The 21,459-nt window shown below is 27.2% G+C and carries 18 protein-coding genes, 1 riboswitch and 1 other annotated feature; of the genes, 12 read left to right on the top strand and 6 right to left on the bottom strand.

Features of this window, described 5'->3' with window-relative positions; genetic code table 11:
* Positions 1-65 precede the first annotated feature (65 nt).
* From AC4FRL_RS00275 to AC4FRL_RS00285, 3 genes are all read left to right on the top strand, one after another.
* On the top strand, positions 66-1,559 hold the full coding sequence (locus AC4FRL_RS00275) for a YjjI family glycine radical enzyme (protein WP_491137941.1): 1,494 nt from the start codon (positions 66-68) through the stop codon (positions 1,557-1,559).
* A gap of 8 nt (positions 1,560-1,567) precedes the next feature.
* A complete protein-coding gene (locus tag AC4FRL_RS00280; RefSeq protein ID WP_491137943.1) occupies positions 1,568-2,389 on the top strand; it encodes a YjjW family glycine radical enzyme activase in 822 nt (273 codons plus the stop codon).
* A 102-nt stretch (positions 2,390-2,491) separates the two neighbouring features.
* The gene (locus tag AC4FRL_RS00285; protein ID WP_491137944.1) at positions 2,492-2,998 is read left to right on the top strand and encodes a hypothetical protein; all 507 of its coding nucleotides are present in this window, start codon (positions 2,492-2,494) and stop codon (positions 2,996-2,998) included.
* Between the two features lie 66 nt (positions 2,999-3,064).
* Here the strand turns inward: AC4FRL_RS00285 and AC4FRL_RS00290 are convergent, their stop codons facing one another.
* The 4 genes from AC4FRL_RS00290 to AC4FRL_RS00305 all read right to left on the bottom strand — a co-directional run bounded on the left by AC4FRL_RS00290 (position 3,065) and on the right by AC4FRL_RS00305 (position 6,287).
* Complete coding sequence (locus tag AC4FRL_RS00290; RefSeq protein ID WP_491137945.1) at positions 3,065-3,868, bottom strand: tetratricopeptide repeat protein; 804 nt, start codon at positions 3,866-3,868, stop codon at positions 3,065-3,067.
* A 193-nt stretch (positions 3,869-4,061) separates the two neighbouring features.
* Positions 4,062-5,372: an alpha-L-fucosidase gene (locus AC4FRL_RS00295; protein WP_491137946.1), complete on the bottom strand. Its 1,311-nt coding sequence runs from the start codon at positions 5,370-5,372 to the stop codon at positions 4,062-4,064.
* A gap of 162 nt (positions 5,373-5,534) precedes the next feature.
* Entirely contained in the window at positions 5,535-5,861 is a 327-nt protein-coding gene (locus AC4FRL_RS00300; protein ID WP_491137947.1) for a HesB-like protein, read from the bottom strand.
* 81 nt (positions 5,862-5,942) lie between these two features.
* Complete coding sequence (locus AC4FRL_RS00305) at positions 5,943-6,287, bottom strand: HesB-like protein (protein ID WP_491137948.1); 345 nt, start codon at positions 6,285-6,287, stop codon at positions 5,943-5,945.
* Positions 6,288-6,573: 286 nt separating this feature from the next.
* Between AC4FRL_RS00305 and AC4FRL_RS00310 the strand changes: the two genes are divergently transcribed.
* Together AC4FRL_RS00310 and AC4FRL_RS00315 are read left to right on the top strand one after the other, a co-directional pair.
* Positions 6,574-7,305 (top strand): polyamine aminopropyltransferase, encoded by a 732-nt coding sequence (locus AC4FRL_RS00310; protein WP_491137949.1) that lies wholly within the window; start codon positions 6,574-6,576, stop codon positions 7,303-7,305.
* A 268-nt stretch (positions 7,306-7,573) separates the two neighbouring features.
* The gene (locus AC4FRL_RS00315; protein WP_491137950.1) at positions 7,574-8,578 is read left to right on the top strand and encodes a pectate lyase-like adhesive domain-containing protein; all 1,005 of its coding nucleotides are present in this window, start codon (positions 7,574-7,576) and stop codon (positions 8,576-8,578) included.
* 129 nt (positions 8,579-8,707) lie between these two features.
* On the opposite strand, the gene leuS is transcribed toward AC4FRL_RS00315, so the two are convergent.
* A complete protein-coding gene (gene leuS / locus AC4FRL_RS00320; protein WP_491137951.1) occupies positions 8,708-11,158 on the bottom strand; it encodes a leucine--tRNA ligase in 2,451 nt (816 codons plus the stop codon).
* Between the two features lie 74 nt (positions 11,159-11,232).
* Positions 11,233-11,442: a binding site (T-box leader), on the bottom strand.
* Positions 11,443-11,485: 43 nt separating this feature from the next.
* Positions 11,486-12,049 (bottom strand): NUDIX hydrolase, encoded by a 564-nt coding sequence (locus AC4FRL_RS00325; protein ID WP_491137952.1) that lies wholly within the window; start codon positions 12,047-12,049, stop codon positions 11,486-11,488.
* A 185-nt stretch (positions 12,050-12,234) separates the two neighbouring features.
* Here AC4FRL_RS00325 and AC4FRL_RS00330 point away from each other — a divergent pair, with 185 nt between their 5' ends.
* From AC4FRL_RS00330 to purC, 7 genes are all read left to right on the top strand, one after another.
* Positions 12,235-13,215 carry a biotin--[acetyl-CoA-carboxylase] ligase gene (locus AC4FRL_RS00330; protein ID WP_491137953.1) on the top strand — a complete coding sequence of 327 codons (981 nt, stop codon included), beginning with the start codon at positions 12,235-12,237 and terminating at the stop codon, positions 13,213-13,215.
* Positions 13,216-13,316: 101 nt separating this feature from the next.
* On the top strand, positions 13,317-14,075 hold the full coding sequence (locus AC4FRL_RS00335; protein WP_491137955.1) for a DUF4184 family protein: 759 nt from the start codon (positions 13,317-13,319) through the stop codon (positions 14,073-14,075).
* A gap of 103 nt (positions 14,076-14,178) precedes the next feature.
* Positions 14,179-14,484 carry a hypothetical protein gene (locus AC4FRL_RS00340; protein WP_491137956.1) on the top strand — a complete coding sequence of 102 codons (306 nt, stop codon included), beginning with the start codon at positions 14,179-14,181 and terminating at the stop codon, positions 14,482-14,484.
* Between the two features lie 77 nt (positions 14,485-14,561).
* Positions 14,562-14,661, top strand: a riboswitch (TPP riboswitch).
* Between the two features lie 128 nt (positions 14,662-14,789).
* The gene (gene thiC, locus AC4FRL_RS00345) at positions 14,790-16,100 is read left to right on the top strand and encodes a phosphomethylpyrimidine synthase ThiC (protein ID WP_491137957.1); all 1,311 of its coding nucleotides are present in this window, start codon (positions 14,790-14,792) and stop codon (positions 16,098-16,100) included.
* 218 nt (positions 16,101-16,318) lie between these two features.
* A complete protein-coding gene (locus AC4FRL_RS00350; RefSeq protein WP_491137958.1) occupies positions 16,319-20,104 on the top strand; it encodes a phosphoribosylformylglycinamidine synthase in 3,786 nt (1,261 codons plus the stop codon).
* Between the two features lie 128 nt (positions 20,105-20,232).
* Positions 20,233-20,712, top strand: coding sequence for a 5-(carboxyamino)imidazole ribonucleotide mutase (gene purE / locus AC4FRL_RS00355; RefSeq protein ID WP_491137959.1), 480 nt, complete (start codon positions 20,233-20,235; stop codon positions 20,710-20,712).
* The gene (purC, locus tag AC4FRL_RS00360; protein ID WP_491137960.1) at positions 20,712-21,419 is read left to right on the top strand and encodes a phosphoribosylaminoimidazolesuccinocarboxamide synthase; all 708 of its coding nucleotides are present in this window, start codon (positions 20,712-20,714) and stop codon (positions 21,417-21,419) included. Before purE ends, purC begins: the two co-directional genes overlap by 1 nt.
* Positions 21,420-21,459 lie beyond the last annotated feature (40 nt).

The raw sequence follows: 21,459 nt of genomic DNA on the forward strand, positions 1-21,459 counted from the left end.
ATTTAATATAAGTTTTTTTGTTTTTTTATAAATTTAAAAGTAATTTTTTAGAAGGGGGAAACGCTGTGGGTAGAGTATTAGATATATTAAAGGATGAATCTTTAACATATAATCAACAACTTAAAAATTTAGCTGCATATGCAGAAAATACAATTGATGTCTTAAATATTGATGATGAAACAAAAAAATTAATAGACGAAGGGTGTATATGTACTCTTTTTGAAGGAAATGCTCCCTTTAGACCAAGATACATAATTCCAGATTATTCTTTACTTATGGAAAAAGGTTGTGAGTTTTTAAATCTTTCAGTACCAGAAGATATATGGGAGGCTACAAATAATTTATTGATTTTTTATAAGCATGTGCCTTCAATAACTACATTTCCTGTTTATATTGGAAATTTAGATGAGCTTTTAGAGCCTTTCGTAGAAGATGAAAATGAAGCTAAAAAGGCTATTAAATTATTTTTAAAGCATATAGATAGAACACTTACAGACTCTTTTGTTCACGCTAATATAGGTCCTAGAGAAACTGTTGCAGGAAGATTAATTTTAGAAGCTATGGAGGAGTTAAACTGTGCAGTTCCAAACTTAACAATGAAATATGATATAGAAAATACTAGTGAAAGTTTTATTAAATTATGTGCAAAAGTTGCCCTAAAAACTGCTAAACCTAGTTTTGCAAATCATAAGATGGATGTTAAAAGTTTTAAAACAGATAGATATGCTATAGCAAGTTGTTATAATGGATTTTATATTGGTGGGGGTGGATATACTCTTGTCAGATTAAAATTAAATGAGGTTGCTAAAAAAGCTACTTCTGTAGAGGATTTTTTAGATAATGTGCTTCCTTATGTAAGTACTAAGATGATTAATTATATTGATGAAAGAATAAGATTTTTAGTGGAAGAAACTCAATTTTTTACTTCTAATTTCTTAGTAAAAGAAGGGTTTATTCAGAAAAAATTATTTACAGGTATGTTTGGGGTAGTAGGATTAGCAGAGGCTGTAAATACTTTATTGAATGCTAATAATAAAGAAGAGAGATTTGGGCATTCAGAAAAGGCTAATAAGCTTGGGCTAAGAATAATAGAAAGATTAAATAAAATAGTTTCTAAACATGAAGCAAAACATGTAAATTGCTTTGGTGGACATTATGTTCTTCATGCACAAGTAGGTATTGATTTAGATAAAAATGTATCACCAGGATGCAGAATACCAGTTGGGGAAGAACCAGAATTATTTGAGCATATAATTCAATCAGCACCTTTTCATGAATATTTTTATAATGGCATAGGAGATATTTTTGTTTTTGAGGATACATATAAAGAGCATCCTGAAGCTTTAGTAGATATTATAAAAGGGGCTTTTAATTCTGGCATAAGATATATGTCTGTTTACGGAAGTGGAGCAGAGGTTATTAGAGTAACAGGATATTTAGCTAAGCGTTCAGAAGTTTGTAAACTTGAGAAGGGTGAGGCTGTTCTTAATAATACAGATGTATTTGCAATGGGTGCAAAAAATAATTGTCATGCCTTTGAAAGAAAAATTAGAAAGTAAGTGATTTTATGGCTTTAGTAAATAAGATAATTCCATTTTCCTGCGTAGATGGACCTGGGAATAGAATGGTTATATTTTTTCAAGAGTGTAACTTTAAATGCTTATACTGTCACAATCCTGAAACTATAAATAAATGCATAGCTTGTGGAAAATGCGTTGAAAATTGTGAAGTAGGAGCCTTATCTATAAGCAATGGAAAAGTTATTTGGGACGAAGAGGAATGTATTTCATGTGATAAATGTATAAAGATTTGTGATTATATGTCTTCACCAAAAACTAAGGATTATTCTTTAGAAGAACTTTTAAAGAAAATAGAAAAGGATAGTTTTTTTATAAGAGGAATAACAGTTAGTGGAGGAGAATGTACATTAAACTCAGAATTTTTAATAAAGCTTTTTAGAGAAGTTAAAAAGCTTGGTTTAACTTGCTTTGTTGATACTAATGGCAACACTAATTTAAGTGATGAACTTATAGACCTTACAGATAAGTTTATGCTTGATGTTAAATCAACCTGTGAAGAAGAAAATATTTGGCTAACTAAATCATCAAATAAGTTAGTATTAGAAAATTTAAATAAACTATTAAGTCTAAATAAGATGTATGAAGTTAGAACTGTTATAGCTAAAGGGTTAAATAATGAAAAAACAGTAAAATATGTATCTAAAGTAATTGGTGATAAATGTAGATATAAACTTATAAAATATAGACCCTTTGGTGTTAGGGAAGAAGGAATAAAGGTCTTTGGGGATTTAGTAACAGATGAAAGTTATATGAAAAGTTTAGAAAAAATAGCTAAAGATAATGGTTGTGAAAATATTATAATTACTTAGTATTTTATAAATTTTAAATCCTGCTATTTTAAAATAAAAAAGCTTATAACTAAATATTAAATAAATTTAATATGAAAATTATTTAATATTAGGAGGAAGGATTTGAAAAAGTTTTTTTTAATAACATTTTTATTCTGTTTCATAATAGGAGGAGTACTTTTTTATAGGTTTAAAAGTAGAGATTTTTTAAATCTAAGTATTGAAGAAATCTCTATAAGTAGTGCAAATGAAAGTGATTTTTTAAATAGTTCTGTAGAGAATAAAGAAAATCCAGAGGATTATTTTGATATAGTCTTTGATATTAAGGCTAAGAATACTTCTCAAAATTTATGTGCTGAAAGTGTAAAACCTCATATTATATTACCTAAAGAATTTAACAAAGAAGATTTAATTGATGTAGGAGTAACATCTTTAAGTAATAATAAGGGAATATATCCTAAGAAAGAGGAAGCATTTCCTTATACGATTTTCTTAAAGAAAAATAATTATTCAAAGGAAGAAATTTTAAAAATTTTAAAAGAATCTACTTTAAGGGTAAATATTCTTAGTTATGAAAAAGGACCTTTAAAATATTTAACTTATGGTGGAAGTTGCGAATATATTAATTAAAAATTCTTTTAATTAATATAAAAATACTATTTGAAATATTTAATTTTATTTCAAATAGTATTTTTTTTATTTTATATTTAATTCATTTATAGCTTCTCTAATTTTATCCTTAGTTAAAGCTGACAGATAAGATTCTCTTTTAGTTAAGGCCTTATCAAAGGATTCTAAAGCAGCTTCATTATTTCCTTCTTCTTTTAAAATTAAACCATAGTAATAATAAGGCTCTGGAATACCAGGGTCTTCTTTTAAAAGTTCAGTATATAATTCTTTAGCTTTTTCTTTATCACCAGTAAAGTAATAAGATTGAGCTAAGTTATCTTTTATAACTTTATTATCTTTATCATATTCATAAGCTATAAGGTTATATTTTAAAGCCTCATCGTAACGCTTGTCTAAAATTAAAAAATATCCTAAAGTTTCATAAACTGTTGAATGTTCATATTCAGTATGAAGATTTTGTAATTCATCAATAGCCTTTGGCAAATTCCCATTTTTCCAAGTTATTAGAGCATCTGTCATTTTGTATGAAGCTCTTAATCTTTCAGGTAATTTATTATAGTCAATTGCCTTTAAAAGTTTAGTAGCTTCCTCTAAATTTCCTAAGTATAAAGTAAGATAAGCATATTGTAATCTAATACTATCACTAGTATTTTTATATGTACAAGCTTTTTTATAAAACTCTAAAGCTTTTTCTCTTTCTCCATTTTTAAAGGCAACATTACCTTTATAAGCTAGTATATAGGGCTTTTTACTATTGTATTTATATAAGGCATATATTACTACAACTATTAAAGCTAAAATATATTGCTTCATCATAAGTAGTATAAATACTAGTATTAAAGCTATTATAAAATCATAAGCTATATTCATTTTTACTCCTCCAATAAATGTTACAATTTATAGTATAAGAATAATTTTAATGGAATTTTATTCTTAATACAACTTTACCTAGGAAGATTTATAAAAAATATCTTAAATAATAAGAAAAATTTATATTAAAATAAGGCACAGAAACTTTAAAAATTAAAATTTCTATGCCTTAAAAAATAAAGGCTTTTTATTTTTAATTAGTTTCTCCTAAATAGGCTCCAATATGATTTATAAGAGGAGGATTTTTATACTTAGTAAAGGAAATTTTTATTTTATCAGTTTTAATAGGACTAATAAAACTAGCAATATGCTTATATCCTATTGAATTTCCCTTATAAAGTTCAAACCAGCCATTTTTGTATCCATAAATCTTAAATTCTTCTACATTTTGCCCTTCTGCTATCCACTCTCTAAGTTCTAAAATATTAAATTCTGTAATTTTATTGAAATTTATCTCTATATAAGGGTTAATAGCATTTTCATTAGCTATCCAATAGGATTTTTTGTAATCATCAATTAAATTATAACTATCACTATAGGAAGAGTTAGTAGCTAAAATTGATGCCCCTTTAATTAAATTATCGCTAAATGTTTTTCTTATATATGATGAAAACTTAGTAAGCAATTTTATATCTTCTTCTCTTAAAATTCCTTCTTTATTAGGTGTTATAGATAAAACTAAATTAGAATTTTTTCCTAAGGAATTATTATATATATTTTTTAGATTATTAATAGGAGTATTTTTATTATTAAAACAAGTATTTAAAGAATAAATACTTTCTCCAACTATCCAAGAATCACCATAAATATCTCCTTTATAAAGAGAATTATCATTATATGTTTCTTTTAATTTTTTTAAATTAACAGAGGAGAAGAATATTTTGTTTGTATCATTTATATCTGAATAGTAGGTATAACGTACATCAGGTCCAATAGGGCTAGATATAATACACTTAGGATTTATCTCTTTTATTACTTTAAAATAACTTTCAAAATCAAGAGAAGAAAAATCCTTATCTAAAATACATTTATCTAAAATAATTTCACTTATATTATTATAATTACTCATAAGTTCTTTTAATTGCATTATATAGTAATTATCATATTCTTTAGGAGTTAAGTTAAGAAGAGGGTAATCTTTTAATGTAAGGTAAACTCCAAATTTAAGTCCAAATTTTTTGCAGGACTTACTTACTAGATTAACTAAATCAAAATCATCAAATTTTGAATTTATATAAACTCTTGAAAAATCACTATTCCATAAGAATAAACCATTATTAAGTTTACAATTTAAAATAACTTTTTTAAATCCAAATTTAAATAAACTTTCTACCCAAAAATCTGTACTAAAGGAAGGTTCTCTTAAAAAAGAAGGAGCTTCGCAATTAATTTCAGAATTGTTTGTAAATGTATTCATTGACATATCTAAAAAAGCTATTAGTTCATCTTCTTGGTACTTTCTTTGTTCTTTAGTTGGAATTAGGTTTACTAGAGTTAAGTTCATTATCTCTCCTCCTTAAAATAAAAGTATTTATTAAATTATAATACTAAAGTAAAATATAAACAACTAAAAAAAGTAAAAAATTCAAAATAAATACTGTTAAAAAATAAGAAGTAAAATTTAATTTTTAAAATAAAAAAAGAGAGGATTAATCCTCTCTTTTTATTAATGACATCCTGAACAAGATGAACATCCACCTTCAACTTTTTTTACTGGTTGAAGAGATAATCCTCTTCCTCCATTTTCATCAGAAGAAACTAAAGTGAATCCTTCAAAGTCATTAACTAAATCTTTGTTAACGAAGAATGTTATATCTTCAATTGTAACAACTTCATCATCTTCCTTTGCTTCATCTACAGAAATGTTAAATACAGGACCACCACAACCAACTCCTGCTAGGTTAATTCTTATATCGAATTTTTCAACTCCATTTTCTTTAAGAAAATCTTTAAACTCATTATAAGCTTCTTTACTCATTTTTACAGCTGACATGTTCTTTTCCTCCTAAAATTTTATAAATATTTATGTAATTACTAATATATTTTAAATATTATTTTTAAAAATATACTCATTTTAGTGACAGCTACCACAGCTACCACAGTTTCCACTACATCCGCCACCTTCATAATCATTCATTAAAGGTGTTAGAGTTAATCCTTCTCCAAGGTTTTCTTCATCTGAAAGAATAGAAAAACCTAAAAATATTTCGATTAAGGTAGGGTCTATAAGGAAAGTTAAATCTTTTATAACTTCGATTTCATCTCCCTCATTTTCTTCTCCAGCAGTTACGTAAAACATAGGTCCCATAGGGCCATTACCACCAAAGTTTATTCTAATAACATTACTATCTATATCATTTGATTTTAGAAATTCTTTAAATTCAACATAAGCATCATCGCTCATTGCTACCTTTTTCATTAAATCACCTACTTAAATTTCAATTAATTAATAATTAGTATTAATTGATTAAATTATATCTTTTTAAGGAAAATAAATCAAGACTATTTTAGTAGGAATTTAAAGTGTAATAGATTGTTTAGGAAAAAATACGAGAATTTTAATATATTAAGATAAGTTTTAATAAATAATTCTTAAGTATAGTCTTTTTTAAAAGAAAAATTATGTTTATATATATAGTAAGATATTATGTTAAAATGTATAATAAGTAAAAAATCTGTTTTTAATATTCTAGAAAGGAAGAAGTATGATACCGTATAATATAGATTATTGTGAGAAGAAGATAAGAGAGTACAAAAAAAATATAAAGGAAAAAAGGCTAGGAAACTTTACTATTAAATATAGTGATGAAAAAGACTTTGATGGATATTTATATAATCATAAAACTTTTTTAAAAGAAAGTCCTATAGAGTTATATGAAGGAGATAAGCTTTGGATGAGAATTTCTCCAAAGGAAATACAAGGTTCCTATGAAAGTATAAAAAGAGCTAAAGGAAGAGTGGGAGTATTAGGTCTTGGCTTAGGATATTTTGTTCAAGAACTTTCTAAGGAAGAAAAGGTTGATGAAATAATAGTTTATGAGATTAGTGATGAGGTTGTTAATTTATATTTAGAAAATTTTGGAGAAAATTCTAAGATTAAAATAATAAAAGGTGATGGATTTAAGGCTAGAAGAGAGAGTTTTGACTTTTTTTATTGTGATATATATGAATATAAAATAAGTGAAGAAATAGTAGAGCATTATAAAAAGCTTAAAGAAATTCATAATATTTTAGAATATAGCTTTTTTGGAGTAGAGGCTTTTATTTTAAGTTGTCCAACTAGTGAGATAGTTTGGGTTTACATTTTAGAAGAATGGATGGAAATGGCTAAAGATTTATTTATAAGGTTTAATCATAGCGAATTTATAAAATACTTTACTCCTTTAAAAGAAGAGGAAGTTTTAAATCTACTTAAAGAGTTTTCTAAAGTGCTTTAAAAATTTTAGTATATAATTAAAAAATATAGTATACAAATTCTCCTGTTATATAATGGGAGAATTTTATATTTAATCTAAAATTAAAGAATTTATAAGTAATAGGTAAAAAAATAAAGATAATATATACAATTATATATTTATATCTTTTAGTAGGGTTAAAAAAATCTAGTATATGTCAAAAAAATCTATAATTTATTTTTGAAAACCTATACAAAAAATGATATAATGATTTCATAATAAAATATATAAAGAAGAGGTGATTTTTAATATGGCCCATAAAAAAGTGGCAAAGATATTAGCAACTGCTATAGTAGTAAATAACCTCTCCAGTAGCGTAGTTTTAGGCAAAGAATTAAACGTAATAGATAATAAAAAGGATAACTCGATTATAAATGAAAGTTTAAATCAGAGCAAAATATATAGTAATATTTTTAGAATAGAAAAAACAGTAGGCAGTACAGAAGAATTTTTGAGAATTATAAATCAAGGAGGTTTAGAAGAAATTAAGCTGTCTAGAGATATAGACCTTAGTAAAATAAGTAAGGGATTAGATATAACTGGGTCTAATATTGTAATAGATGGTAATGGTAATAACATATATGTTAGTAGGGTAGCAGAAGATATTAAAGGGGATTTTTTTAAACTACAGGGAGATGGGATTGTGCTTAAAAATTTAAATATAGTATGTAAGGGAGAGAATGAGGAAAATAATAATGCCCTTATTTCTATATTAGGTGATGATGTTAAATTGGAAAATGTTTCTATTGAATCTAATTTTAACAAGGCTATTGAGGTTTTAGATGGAAAAAATGCTAATATTAAAAATTGTAAAGTAAACAATAAGAAAAATTCTAGTTATGGAATAAGAGTTGATAATGGTGAAGTTACTTTAAAGGATTTTTATTTAGAAAACAAATCAGGCATTGGAATAGATGTTTTAGGAAAAGCTTCAAAGGTTAATTTAGAAGGAACTATAAAAATAAATTCTCCTATTGAAGTTAGAGGACAATTAAGAGATGGCGCAGTTTTAAATTCTGATAATGAGCAACTTATAAATGAAAAAAAAGTTTTTGGCTACACTTATTATGATGTTGCTAAAGAAGAAGAATTAGTTAAAAATAAGTACGAGTTTTTAGAAGCCTTAAATAATAAAATAGTAAAGAGTATAAAATTAATTGATAATATTGATTTAAGAGGAGAAGAAGAGTATTATTATAAGGTTTTAAATAAAGATAAGAATATAGATAAAAATAATTATCATATAATAATGTAATAAAGAAAAAAAGGTATCTAAAGTTTAAGTTCTTTAGATACCTTTTTAATTATGGTATTTCTTTAAAAGTGTTAATTTTTAAGATTAGTATTAATTTTAAATTAAAAAATTTGCAACGTTAATATTATATTACTTAACAACTATATTTACAAGTCTACCTTTTATAACTATTACCTTTATAATATTTTTTCCTTCTGTTGAAGCAATTATTTTTTCATCAGCTAAGGCTGCTTCTTTTATTCCTTCTTCATCTAAATCAGAAGAAACCATTATTTTATTTTTGATTTTTCCGTTAACTTGAATAGCTATTTCTATTTCATCTTTAACTAAAGCCTTAGGGTCAAATTTTGGCCATGCTTCATTAAAGATTGAAGAAGTATTTCCAAGTAGACTCCATTGTTCTTCACTAAAGTGAGGTGCAAAAGGTGCTAATAATCTTAAGTAATCAGAAACTACATCTTTTAAGAAAGTAAGATTCATTTCTTTTTCTTGAGTATATTTAGATAAAGCATTTATAAATTCCATCATTCTAGCTATAGCAGTATTAAATTGAAGTTTATCTGTATCCTCAGTAACAGATTTTATAGTGTTATGTCTCCAATAGTTAAGCTCTTTTTCAGCTTTATCCATTGTTGTTTTGTTATTTTCTCCTTTAGCTATAGCTTCTCTTGCAGTATCTATAATTCTTTCGATTCTTTCTACAAATCTATTTACAGATTTAATACCATCATCACTCCAAGCACCACCTTCAGTATAAGCAAAGCCAAACATTAGATACATTCTAAATACATCTGCACCATATTCTTTTATGTAATCATCAGGAGATATTGTGTTTCCTTTTGATTTACTCATTTTTAATCCATCTGGTCCTAGTATTAATCCTTGATGAGTTAAAGAAGTAAATGGTTCATCAAAGTTTAAGTATCCCATATCTCTTAGGGCTTTAGTTACAAATCTTGCATAAAGAAGATGCATACATGCATGTTCAGGACCACCAACATATTTATCAACTGGTAATATTTTATTTATTATTTCAGGATTAAATGGAGCTTCTGTATTTTTATTATCTGGATATCTTAAATAGTACCATGATGAACATACAAAAGTATCTAAAGTATCAGTTTCTCTTTTTGCTGGTTTTCCACAGTGAGGGCATGTTGTATTTACAAAGGCTTCACTTTTAGCTAATGGAGATTTTCCATCAGGAGCAAATTCAACATCATATGGTAACTCAACTGGTAATTGACTTTCAGGAACAGGTACTATACCACAGTCATCACAATAAACAACAGGAATAGGAGCACCCCAATATCTTTGTCTTGAAACTAACCAGTCTCTTAATCTGAAGTTTACTTTCTTTTCACCAAGTCCCATAGAAGAAAGTTTTTCAACTATTTTTTCTTTAGCTTCCTCTGTAGTTAGACCGTTAAATTCGCCAGAGTTTATTAAAATACCAGCTTCACAGAATGGAAGAGTAGTATTATTTCCTTCTTTATCTTCTATAACTCTATTTATTGGAAGGTTAAATTTTTCTGCAAAAGCAAAATCTCTTTCATCATGAGCTGGAACAGCCATAACAGCACCAGTTCCATAAGTTGCTAATACATAATCGCCAACCCATATAGGAACTTCCTTACCTGTTAATGGATGTATAGCATATGCACCAGTAAATACACCAGTTTTTTCTCTTGAAATAGATTGTCTTTCTATATCTGATTGTTTTTTAGCTTCTTCTTTGTATTCCTCAACAGCTTCTTTTTGTTCCTTTGAAACTATTTTATCTACAAGTGGATTTTCAGGGGCTAAAACAACATAGCTAACACCACATAAAGTATCAACTCTTGTTGTAAATACATCAAAGCTTAAATCACTATCTTTAACTTTAAAGTTAACTTGAGAACCTGTAGACCTTCCTATCCAATGTTTTTGCATAGCAACTGTTTTTTCAGGCCAATCTAAACCATCTAATTTATCTAATAATTCATCAGCGTAATCTGTTATTTTGAAGAACCATTGAGTAAGGTCCTTTTTAGTAACTTCTGTTGAACATCTTTCACAAGCACCATCAACTACTTGTTCATTAGCTAAAACTGTTTGACAGGATGGGCACCAGTTAACAGGAGCTTTTTTTCTATAAGCTAATCCCTTTTCATATAATTTTAAAAATAGCCATTGAGTCCATTTATAATATTCAGGTGAGCAAGTTACAACTTCATTATCCCAGTTAAACATAGCTCCCATAGCTTTTAATTGTTCTTCCATTTTAGCTATATTTTTTATTGTTGAATCTTGTGGGTGTATTCCTGTTTTTATAGCAAAGTTTTCAGCTGGTAAACCAAAAGCATCAAAGCCCATTGGTTGGAATACATTATATCCTTGCATTCTTTTGAATCTAGCCCATGAATCAACTGGTCCATAGTTAAACCAATGTCCTGCATGTAATTGGCTACCTGAAGGGTATGAGAACATTTCTAATACATAAAGTTTTTCCCCTTCTTTATTTGGATCGAATTTATAAATGCCAGATTCGGCCCATTTATCTTGCCATTTTTTATCTATGGCAGTACTATATTTACCCATTAATTAATCCTCCTCTAAAGTATATATAATAAAATTTTTTATAAAAAATAAAAAAACCTTTCATCTCTTAAAATTTAAGAGACGAAAGGATATTCGCGGTACCACTCTTATTAGGAAAGTTTTCTTTCCTCACTCGATTTTTTTATAACGGTTTTACCGTATGTGCTTTTTTTCACACATATGCTCCTAGGCAAGTTCATATTATCATAACATTGTGTCACAGCAAACCACAACTCTCTTTAGTCTATGAATTTAATATTACTACTCCTATTCAAAGCTTTTAATAATTCAGTTTTTATATATTATATATCAAAAGTTTTAAACAAGTCAATTAAATTTAAGCTTAAGTTTTGATATTAGCTTTTCATAAATCTTTATCATATGTTTTTCATTACAGTATTTTGTTATTTCATCAAAGTGAATCCACATAACTCCTTTATTTTCATCTAGTTTAGGAGTTAAGATTTCATCTTCATTACATTCTATTAGATAAGTTAAATTAAGATGAAGATGAGAAGATATATATTCTCCGTTTTTTACATGACCATTTACATTTAAAACTTCTAAAGAAAAGGGAGTTTTAAGAAGCACTTTAGGATTTTTAATTCCTGTTTCTTCTTTTAGTTCTTGTAAAGCCGTTTTAAGTGGGATTTCTTCTCCATCTGAATGACCGCCAGTACATGCCCAAGATTTATATATATTGTGGTAAATCATTAGAAATTTATTTTTTTCTTTATTTATTGCAAAAGCTGAAACAGTTAAATGAAGTATTTTGTTTTTTCTTGTTAAAATATCTTTAAAAGAGTTTAAAGCATCTAAAAAAACTTCTTTATCTTTTATTTCAACTTCATCAAAGGGAATATAATTTTTTATAGCATAAATATAGTTCATAAAAGTACCTCCTAAATTTATATTTAATTATAACTTAAAAAATATTTTTATTTAAAAATATTTTTGTTAAATATGCCTTTTGTGATAAGAAGAGGTTGTCAATATTATGCATAAAAAATATAATCAAGGAGAGTATTACTTAAAAGAATAAGTTTTTATAGAGAGTATTGATTGGAGGAGATTAAGTGGCACTTAAGGATTCTATACTTAAAATATTAGAGGAAAATAGAGATGAAAGCTTATCAGGGGAAGAATTAGCTAAAAGATTATCTGTATCTAGGGCAGCTATATGGAAAAATATAAAGTCTCTTAGAGAAGAAGGATATAATATTTTAGCAGTTACAAATAAAGGGTATAAACTTACAAAGGAAAATGATTTAATATCAGCAGAAGGAATAAAAATATTTTTAAATAAAGAGTATAGAGAAAATTATATAAAGGTTTATAAGGTTATAGATTCTACTAATCAAGAGGCAAAAAAGCTTTTAATGGATAAGGATATACCAGAGGGAACTGTTTTAATTGCAGAGGAGCAGACTGCTGGAAGAGGAAGGTTTCAAAGAAAATTTTTTTCTCCTTCACAAAAAGGAATTTATATGAGTGTAATTTTAAGACCTAATATAGAACTTTCAAAGGCTATACATATAACTACAGCTACTGCAATTTCAGTTTGTAGGGCAATAGAAAATTTAACTAAGAAAAGGCCTAAGATAAAGTGGGTAAATGATATATTTTTAGATGGTAAAAAGCTTTGTGGTATATTAACTGAAGCAACAGGTAATTTTGAAAGTGGAAGAGTTGAGAATGTTGTAATTGGCATAGGTATAAACTTTAAAACTGAGGAAGATAGTTTCCCTGATGAAATAAAACATTCAGCCTGTTCATTATTTCAAGGAGAAAAGCCTACAGTTACTAGAAATAGAATGATTGCAGAAATTTTAAATGAACTTTTTGCTTTATGCAATAATTTAGAAGATAAGGACATAATGAAAGAGTATAAGGTATTATCATTAGTATTAGGAAAGGAAGTTACCTTTTATAAAAATAATAAGTTAAATAAAGCAGTAGCAACTGATATTACTGAAAATGGTGCCTTAGTTGTTAAATATGAAAATGGAGAAATAGATTATTTAAACTCAGGAGAAATTTCAATAAAAACAATATAATGAAAATTAAAATATTTAGCTTTATTTAGTAAAAAAATGTAGGGTTTATTTTATTTTTTGCTATTTATTTAATAAAATTTAATTTTATTAAGGAGGAGAATATGCCTTTTACTTTAGCACATCCAGCAGCTGTAGTTTTTTTGAAAAATAAAAAATTAAATATTACTGCCTTAATTTTAGGAAGTATGGCTCCAGACTTTTTATATTTTATAAATTTTAGGCCTTATGGAAATTTAGGACATAAATTATTAGGATTTTTTCTACTTAATTTACCTTTATGTTTTTTATTAGCCTATGTTTTTCATAATATAATTAAATCACAACTTATAAGTAATTTACCTAACCCCTTTGATAAATGGTACTTTTATTTAAGAGAAAAGAAATTTTCATTAAATTCTTTAAAAGAAGTAATAGTTTTTATCTATTCTGCTATATTAGGAATGGCAACTCATGTGATTTGGGATGCTTTTACCCATAATAGTGGATTCTTTGTTGAGAAGATTCCTTACCTTAGGGAGAAGATTTTATTTTTAGGAGAATATGAAATATATAGATATAAGTTTTTTCAACATGGAAGTACTTTAATTGGAATATTTATAATAGTATTTTTTTTGTATACCCTTAAAGATAGCAGAAAGATAGTCTTTATAAAAAGAATATCTTTTAAAAAAAAGATAAAATATTATTTTAGTATTTCTATTATAATGTTTTTAGTAGTATTTTTTAGTTACTTTATTTTTAGAGAATTTAATATTTCTTATGGAATAGGTGGAGTAGTAGTTTCGATTTTAAATGGTTTGTTTTTAGGGATGTTTATTATTTCTTTTAAGGAAAATCTTAATATGAAAAACAAAGGGTAATTTTATAAGGTATACATAAATTTTAATTTCTTTACAAACTTACCACATATTATTTAGAATGTTATAATATTTTTATTAAAGAATATTTGAAGGGAAGAGGCTTATGGATAAAGTGCTTTTATTACAAAATATATTAGAAGCATTAGTTTTTGTTATATCGACAGTAATTTTTGCTTTATTATATGGTTTATTAGATAAGAAGAAAGGGATAACTGATAAAATAGTTGGTGGACTTAAAAAGAAACCAAAATTAGAAGTTGTAATTCATATAGTAGTTGCTTTAGCTTTAATTTTAATTGTTCGTTATTTTGGACTATATGTTTTTAAGCTTTGGGATTTAGCAGTTATTTTTATTATGGGAGCAATCTCAGGAATTTGTATTTACAATATAAATAGAAATAATTTTTAATATAAAAATATATTTTTATGTAGTATATTGAAAAAATATAGAAATAATAGTATAATTTAGAAAAAATAAAACTTAATATTAATTGCTAGGGGTGCATTTTTATGCTGAGAGGATAGATTCTAACCCTTAAAACCTGATGTAGTTAGTACTACCGTAGGGAAGCAGTAAGTGAAATTTTTATTTATTTTTTAATAAATATAGTTTTATCTTGTTTATTAAGCTTGCCCTAAGGCAAGCTTTTATTTTTTTAGGATCCTAATTTAATTTAACTGCGCAGTTAAAAAATTAATATAAGGAGAACTAATATGAATTATACAACTCAAATGGATGCTGCTAAAAAAGGCATAGTTACAAAAGAAATGAAAATAGTTTCAGAAAAAGAAGGTATTAGCCTTGAAGAATTAATAAGTTTAATGTCTAAAGGTAGAATTGTAATACCTGCTAATAAAAATCACAAAAGTTTAAGTGCAGAGGGAGTTGGACAAGGTCTAAGAACTAAAATAAATGTTAATTTAGGCGTTTCAAAGGATTGTTCTGATATAGATTTAGAACTAGAAAAAGTTAAGAAAGCTATAGAGATGAAGGCAGAATCTATAATGGATTTAAGTAATTATGGAAAAACTTATGCCTTTAGAAAAAAGCTTGTGGAAATTTCTAAAGCTATGATAGGTACAGTACCAATTTATGATGTTATTGGATTTTACGATAAAGAGCTTAAAGATGTAACTGTTGATGAGTTTTTTGAGGTTGTAGAAAAACATGCAAAAGATGGAGTTGATTTTGTTACTATACATGCAGGGTTAAATAGAGAGACTATTGAAACCTTTAAAAGAAATAAAAGAATTACAAATATAGTATCAAGAGGGGGTTCACTTCTTTTTGCATGGATGGAATTAAATAAAAAAGAAAATCCTTTTTATGAATATTTTGATAGATTATTAGATATATGTGAAAGATATGATTTAACTTTAAGCTTAGGAGACGCTTGTAGACCAGGGGCAATATTTGATGCAACAGATGCTATTCAAATAAAGGAATTAATTACTCTTGGTGAATTAACAAAAAGAGCATGGGATAGAAATGTTCAAGTAATTATAGAAGGACCAGGACATATGGCACTTAGTGAGATTGAAGCTAATGTATTATTAGAAAAAAAGTTATGTCATGGTGCTCCATTTTATGTTTTAGGACCAATAGTAACCGATATAGCACCAGGGTATGACCATATAACAAGTGCTATAGGAGGTGCTGTTGCAGCTTCTCATGGAGCAGATTTTCTTTGTTATGTAACACCAGCAGAACATTTAAGACTTCCTAGTTTAGAAGATGTTAAAGAAGGTATAGTTGCAACTAAAATAGCTGCACATGCTGCTGATATTTCAAAGGGAATAAAAAATTCAAGGTATATAGATAATAAAATGAGTTACGCTAGAAAAAATTTAGATTGGAACGAAATGTTTTCTCTAGCTATAGATAAGGAAAAGCCTTTAAGATATAGAAAAGAATCTATTCCTGAGCATGAAGATAGTTGTACAATGTGTGGAAAAATGTGTTCTATGAGAAATATGAATAAAATTTTAGAGGGTAAAGATATAAATATTTTAAGAGAAGATTAAATAAAAGAGAGATATATTAAAAATTAATATATCTCTCTTTTATTTAAAGACGAATTATTTTTTAAAGAAAAGTGTTATTATAAATATTTTTAGTTAAAAATACGAATGTTTAAATAATTTTAAATATTGACAATATGTGTTTTGGGTGTTATGGTTAAAATAACGAATGATTAATAATTAATCATTAATAATGTTCGTGTTTTGAATGGGGGATTAAAATGTCTGGTATAAAGATGGTATTTGTAGAAAAAAAAGAAGAATTTAATGTTGAAGGTAATAAATTATTTAAGGATTTTAAAGAAAATTTAGCTATTAATTCTTTAGAAAAAGTAAGGGTTTTAAATAAATACATATTAGGAGAAATGGATAAAGAACAATATATAAGTGTTTTAAAGAGTATTTTATCAGAAGCTCCTGTAGATAGAGTTTATGAAGAAGAATTTGAACTTGAAGAAAATGAATATGCCTTTGGCGTTGAATATTTACCAGGCCAATATGACCAAAGAGCTGATTCTGCTATGCAATGTATAATGCTTCTTAATGAAGGAAAAAAAGTTTTTGTAAAATCATCAAAGATAATTGTTTTAAAAGGGAATTTAAAAAAAGAGGAAATAAATAAAATAAAATCTTATTATATAAATCCTATTGATTCAAGGGAGGTTAGTCCTTTTTCTAAAGTTTTTGAAGAGGATTTAAGTGAACCTAAAGAAGTAGAGGTTTTAAAAGGATTTTTAGAATTAGGTGAGGAGGAAATTAAAAATTTCCATAAAGATAAAGCTTTAGCCATGACTTTAGAGGACTTAAAGTTAATAAGAGATTACTTTAAAGAGGAGAAAAGAAATCCTACAATTACTGAGATAAAGGTTATTGATACTTATTGGTCAGATCATTGTAGGCATACAACCTTTGAAACAGTAATAAAGGATATTTTAATAGAAGAGGGAAAATATTCAGAGCCAATAAAAATAGCTTTTGAGAATTATAAAAAATCAAGGGAATTTGTTTATGGTAAAGAGTTAAAAAATAAAGAAATTAAATTAATGGATTTAGCAACAATAGCTATGAAGGAATTAAGAAAAAAAGGAAAGCTTGAGGATTTAGATGTTTCAGAAGAAATAAATGCTTGTTCTATAAATATAGAAATTGAAACTGATAAAGGAAAAGAAGAATACCTTTTAATGTTTAAAAATGAAACGCATAATCATCCAACGGAAATAGAACCTTTTGGAGGGGCTGCTACTTGTTTAGGAGGAGCTATTAGGGACCCTTTATCAGGTAGAAGTTATGTTTATCAAGCTATGAGAGTTACTGGAGCTTCAGACCCAACAACTTCAATTAGTGAAACATTAAAAGGAAAGTTGCCACAAAGAAAAATAACTTTAGGTGCAGCTAGTGGATATAGTTCTTATGGCAATCAAATAGGTCTTGCAACTGGACAAGTAGCTGAAATTTATCATGAAAATTATGTTGCTAAAAGAATGGAAATTGGGGCAGTAATAGCAGCAGCTCCTAAAGAAAATGTTGTAAGATTAGAGCCTAAAAATGGAGATGTAGTAATACTTCTTGGAGGACGAACAGGAAGAGATGGTATAGGAGGAGCTACAGGTTCTTCAAAGGAACATACTGAAGAATCAATTAATAAGTGTGGAGCAGAGGTTCAAAAAGGAAACCCTATAACAGAAAGAAAAATTCAAAGGCTTTTTAGAAATAAAGAAGTAGCAAGAATGATAAAAAGATGCAATGATTTTGGTGCTGGAGGAGTGTCTGTAGCTATTGGAGAACTTTGTAGAGGAATTGATATAGATTTAGATAAAATTCCTAAAAAATATGAAGGATTAGATGGAACGGAACTTGCTATATCAGAATCACAAGAGAGAATGGCAGTTGTTGTTTCTAAGGAAGAAGCAGAGAAATTTATAAGGCTTTCAGAGGAAGAAAATTTAGAAGCTACAATTGTTGCTAAGGTTACAGAGGATGAGAGATTAATAATGAGGTGGAAAGGAAAAACAATAGTTGATATAAAAAGAAGTTTCTTAGATACAAATGGGGCAAAGGAAGAAATTTCTTTAAGAGTGAAAGCACCATCTAATTATCCCTACAATGTTGAAGAAGGTGATTTAAGGAAAAAATGGCTAGAATCCTTAAGTGATTTAAATGTTTGTAGTCAAAAGGGGTTAGTTGAAATGTTTGATTCAACTATAGGTGGAGGAACAGTTCTTATGCCTTTAGGAGGAAAATATCAATTAACTCCAGCAGAGGGAATGGTAGCTAAAATTCCACTTTTAGAAGGCGTAAGTAAGGATGCTTCCTTAATGGCTTATGGTTTTAATCCATATTTAGGTGTTTGGAGTCCATTCCATATGGCTTTTTATTCAGTTATTGAATCAGTAACAAAAATAGCTGCTATGGGAGGAGATTATAGAAAGATTAGACTAAGTTTTCAAGAGTATTTTGAAAAGCTATTAAAGGATAAAGATAAATGGGGAAAACCTTTTGCAGCTTTATTAGGTGCTTATAAGGCACAAATGGATTTAGGGCTACCAGCAATAGGAGGAAAAGATTCAATGTCAGGTAGTTTTGGAGAGTTAAATGTTCCGCCAACTTTAGTTTCTTTTGCTGTTGGAATTGAAAAAGCTTCAAGAATTATTTCTCCAGAGTTTAAAAATATAGGTTCTACCTTAGTGCTTATGAAGGGGGAAAAATTAGAGGATGGAACTTTAGAGATTAAGGGATTTAAAAATAACTTAGAAAAACTTTATAGCTTAATTGGAGAAGAAAAGGTTATTTCAGCATATTCTATTAAGTTTTCAGGAGTTGCAGAAGGTATTACTAAGATGTCTCTAGGAAATAAGATTGGAGCAGTATTAAATAATATTTCTAGAGAAGAGTTATTTGGATTTAATTATGGAAGTTTAATATTAGAGGTTAAAGAAGGAATAGATATTTTAAAGGAGTTTAAAGGAAGTAACTATAAGGTTATAGGAAAAACCTTAGAAGAAGAAATTGTAAAATGTGAGGATTATGGTTTTGAAATTTCTATAGAAGAATTAAAAAATTCTTATGAAAATAAATTAGAAGGGGTATTTAAATCTGTAGAAGAAAATAAAGATTGCGTTTTAGAATTAAGAAATAATAAAAGTGGGGCTAATACTTTAAAAGATAAAGAAGAAAATATTTTAAAATCAAAGATAACAAGAGTAGAGAAACCAAGGGTTGTTATACCAGTTTTTCCAGGCACTAATTGTGAATATGATTGTAGAAGAGCTTTTGAAAGAGAAGGTGCAGTTGTAAGTGAGGTTTTAATTAGGAATTTAGATAAAGAAGCTTTAATAAATTCTATAGATATTTTAAAAAAAGAAATTGATAAAGCTCAAATAATTATGATACCTGGAGGGTTTTCAGCTGGAGATGAACCAGAGGGGTCAGCTAAATTTATAGCAACAATTTTTAGAAACCCTAAGATAAAGGAAGCTGTTATGAAATTTTTAGAGGAAAGAGATGGCTTAATACTTGGAATTTGTAATGGCTTTCAAGCCCTTGTTAAGTTAGGACTTCTTCCTTATGGAAAAATAATTGATATGGAAGAAGATATGGCTACTTTAACTTACAATAATATAAATAGGCATATGTCATCTATAATCAAAACAAAAATAACTTCTAAGAAATCACCTTGGTTTAATTATGTTTCCCTTGGAGATATTCATAGCATTCCAATATCTCATGGAGAGGGAAGATTTGTAGCACCAAAGGCTTTACTAGAAGAATTAGTAAAAAATAATCAAATAGCTACTCAATATGTAGATTTAGATGGGAATGTAGCAAAGGATATGCCTTATAATCCTAATGGATCGTATCTAGGAATAGAAGGAATAACAAGTGAAGATGGAAGAATATTAGGTAAAATGGGGCATTCTGAAAGAATTGGTGAAAATCTTTATAAGAATATAGAAGGAAATTTTGACCAAAAACTATTTAAGGCAGGAGTAGATTATTTTAGAAAATAGTTTTTAAAAGAATAAAGAACTAGCTTTTATATTTAATACTTATAATAAAGCAATATTCTATAGGCTAGTTCTTTAAATTTTAATGGCAAATATTATTAAATTTTTTATATAGTGGGAGGAAATCTTTAATGAAGGTAGCAATATTTTTTGGAAGCAAATCAGATATAGATGTTATGAAAGGGGCAGGAGAGGCACTTAAGGAGTTTGAAATATCTTATAGTGCCTATATATTATCTGCACATAGAGTGCCAGAAAAGCTTATTGAAACTTTAGAAAAAATTGAAAAGGAAGGTTGTGAAGTTATTATAGCAGGAGCAGGACTAGCTGCTCATCTTCCAGGGGTTATAGCATCTCATACAATACTTCCTGTTATAGGAGTTCCAGTAAAGGCTTCTTTAGAGGGGATGGATGCATTATTATCAATAGTTCAGATGCCAAAGTCAATTCCAGTAGCTACAGTTGGAATAAATAATAGTTATAATGCAGGAATGTTAGCAGTTCAAATACTTTCATTAAAATATCCAGAGTTAAGAGAAAAGTTAGTTGAATTTAGAATAAACATGAAAAATAAGTTTATAAAAGAAAATGGTGAGGGAGTGGAGTTATAATGGTAAATCAATTAGAAATGTTATATGAAGGAAAGGCTAAAAAAATATATAAAACTGATACGGAAGATAGGGTTATTGTTTATTATAAGGATGATGCTACAGCCTTTAATGGAGAAAAAAAAGCAGAAATAGAAAGTAAGGGAATGTTAAATAATGAAATTACTAGTCTTATTTTTGAAATGTTAAATAAGGAGGGAATAAAAACTCATTTTATAGAAAAATTAGGTGAGAGAGAGCAGTTATGTAGAAAGGTTGAAATAATACCTTTAGAAGTAATAGTTAGAAATGTAGCAGCAGGGAGTATGGCTAAGAGATTAGGTCTTAAGGAAGGATATCCTTTAAAAACTACAGTTTTTGAACTGTCTTATAAAGATGATTCTTTAGGAGACCCACTTATAAATGATTATCATGCTGTGGGAATTGGTGCTACAACTTTTGAAGAATTAAATAAAATTTATGAAATAACTAGTAAGGTAAATGAAATTTTAAAGGAAGTATTTAAAAAGCAAAATATAATTTTGATAGATTTTAAATTAGAGTTTGGAAGATATAAGGGAGAAATATTATTAGCAGATGAGATTTCACCAGATACTTGTAGATTCTGGGATGCTAATACAGGAGAAAAAATGGACAAAGATAGATTTAGAAGAGATATGGGAAATGTAATAAATGGATATAAAGAAGTTTTAAGCAGATTGAAATCATAAACTTTTTAAAAAGTATAATTTCATTAAAATTAATTAGGTA

Source organism: Clostridium sp. TJA032 (assembly GCF_058310275.1).

Excerpts from the sequence above, each read along its gene's own strand:
- purE (WP_491137959.1), top strand. The coding sequence starts at position 20,233 with ATGAAGGTAGCAATATTTTTTGGAAGCAAATCAGATATAGATGTTATG.
- AC4FRL_RS00305 (WP_491137948.1), bottom strand. The coding sequence starts at position 6,287 with ATGAAAAAGGTAGCAATGAGCGATGATGCTTATGTTGAATTTAAAGAA.
- thiC (WP_491137957.1), top strand. The coding sequence starts at position 14,790 with ATGAATTATACAACTCAAATGGATGCTGCTAAAAAAGGCATAGTTACA.
- AC4FRL_RS00300 (WP_491137947.1), bottom strand. The coding sequence starts at position 5,861 with ATGTCAGCTGTAAAAATGAGTAAAGAAGCTTATAATGAGTTTAAAGAT.
- AC4FRL_RS00350 (WP_491137958.1), top strand. The coding sequence starts at position 16,319 with ATGTCTGGTATAAAGATGGTATTTGTAGAAAAAAAAGAAGAATTTAAT.
- AC4FRL_RS00295 (WP_491137946.1), bottom strand. The coding sequence starts at position 5,372 with ATGAACTTAACTCTAGTAAACCTAATTCCAACTAAAGAACAAAGAAAG.
- AC4FRL_RS00280 (WP_491137943.1), top strand. The coding sequence starts at position 1,568 with ATGGCTTTAGTAAATAAGATAATTCCATTTTCCTGCGTAGATGGACCT.
- AC4FRL_RS00340 (WP_491137956.1), top strand. The coding sequence starts at position 14,179 with ATGGATAAAGTGCTTTTATTACAAAATATATTAGAAGCATTAGTTTTT.
- AC4FRL_RS00335 (WP_491137955.1), top strand. The coding sequence starts at position 13,317 with ATGCCTTTTACTTTAGCACATCCAGCAGCTGTAGTTTTTTTGAAAAAT.
- leuS (WP_491137951.1), bottom strand. The coding sequence starts at position 11,158 with ATGGGTAAATATAGTACTGCCATAGATAAAAAATGGCAAGATAAATGG.
- AC4FRL_RS00315 (WP_491137950.1), top strand. The coding sequence starts at position 7,574 with ATGGCCCATAAAAAAGTGGCAAAGATATTAGCAACTGCTATAGTAGTA.
- AC4FRL_RS00310 (WP_491137949.1), top strand. The coding sequence starts at position 6,574 with ATGATACCGTATAATATAGATTATTGTGAGAAGAAGATAAGAGAGTAC.
- AC4FRL_RS00290 (WP_491137945.1), bottom strand. The coding sequence starts at position 3,868 with ATGAATATAGCTTATGATTTTATAATAGCTTTAATACTAGTATTTATA.
- AC4FRL_RS00325 (WP_491137952.1), bottom strand. The coding sequence starts at position 12,049 with ATGAACTATATTTATGCTATAAAAAATTATATTCCCTTTGATGAAGTT.
- purC (WP_491137960.1), top strand. The coding sequence starts at position 20,712 with ATGGTAAATCAATTAGAAATGTTATATGAAGGAAAGGCTAAAAAAATA.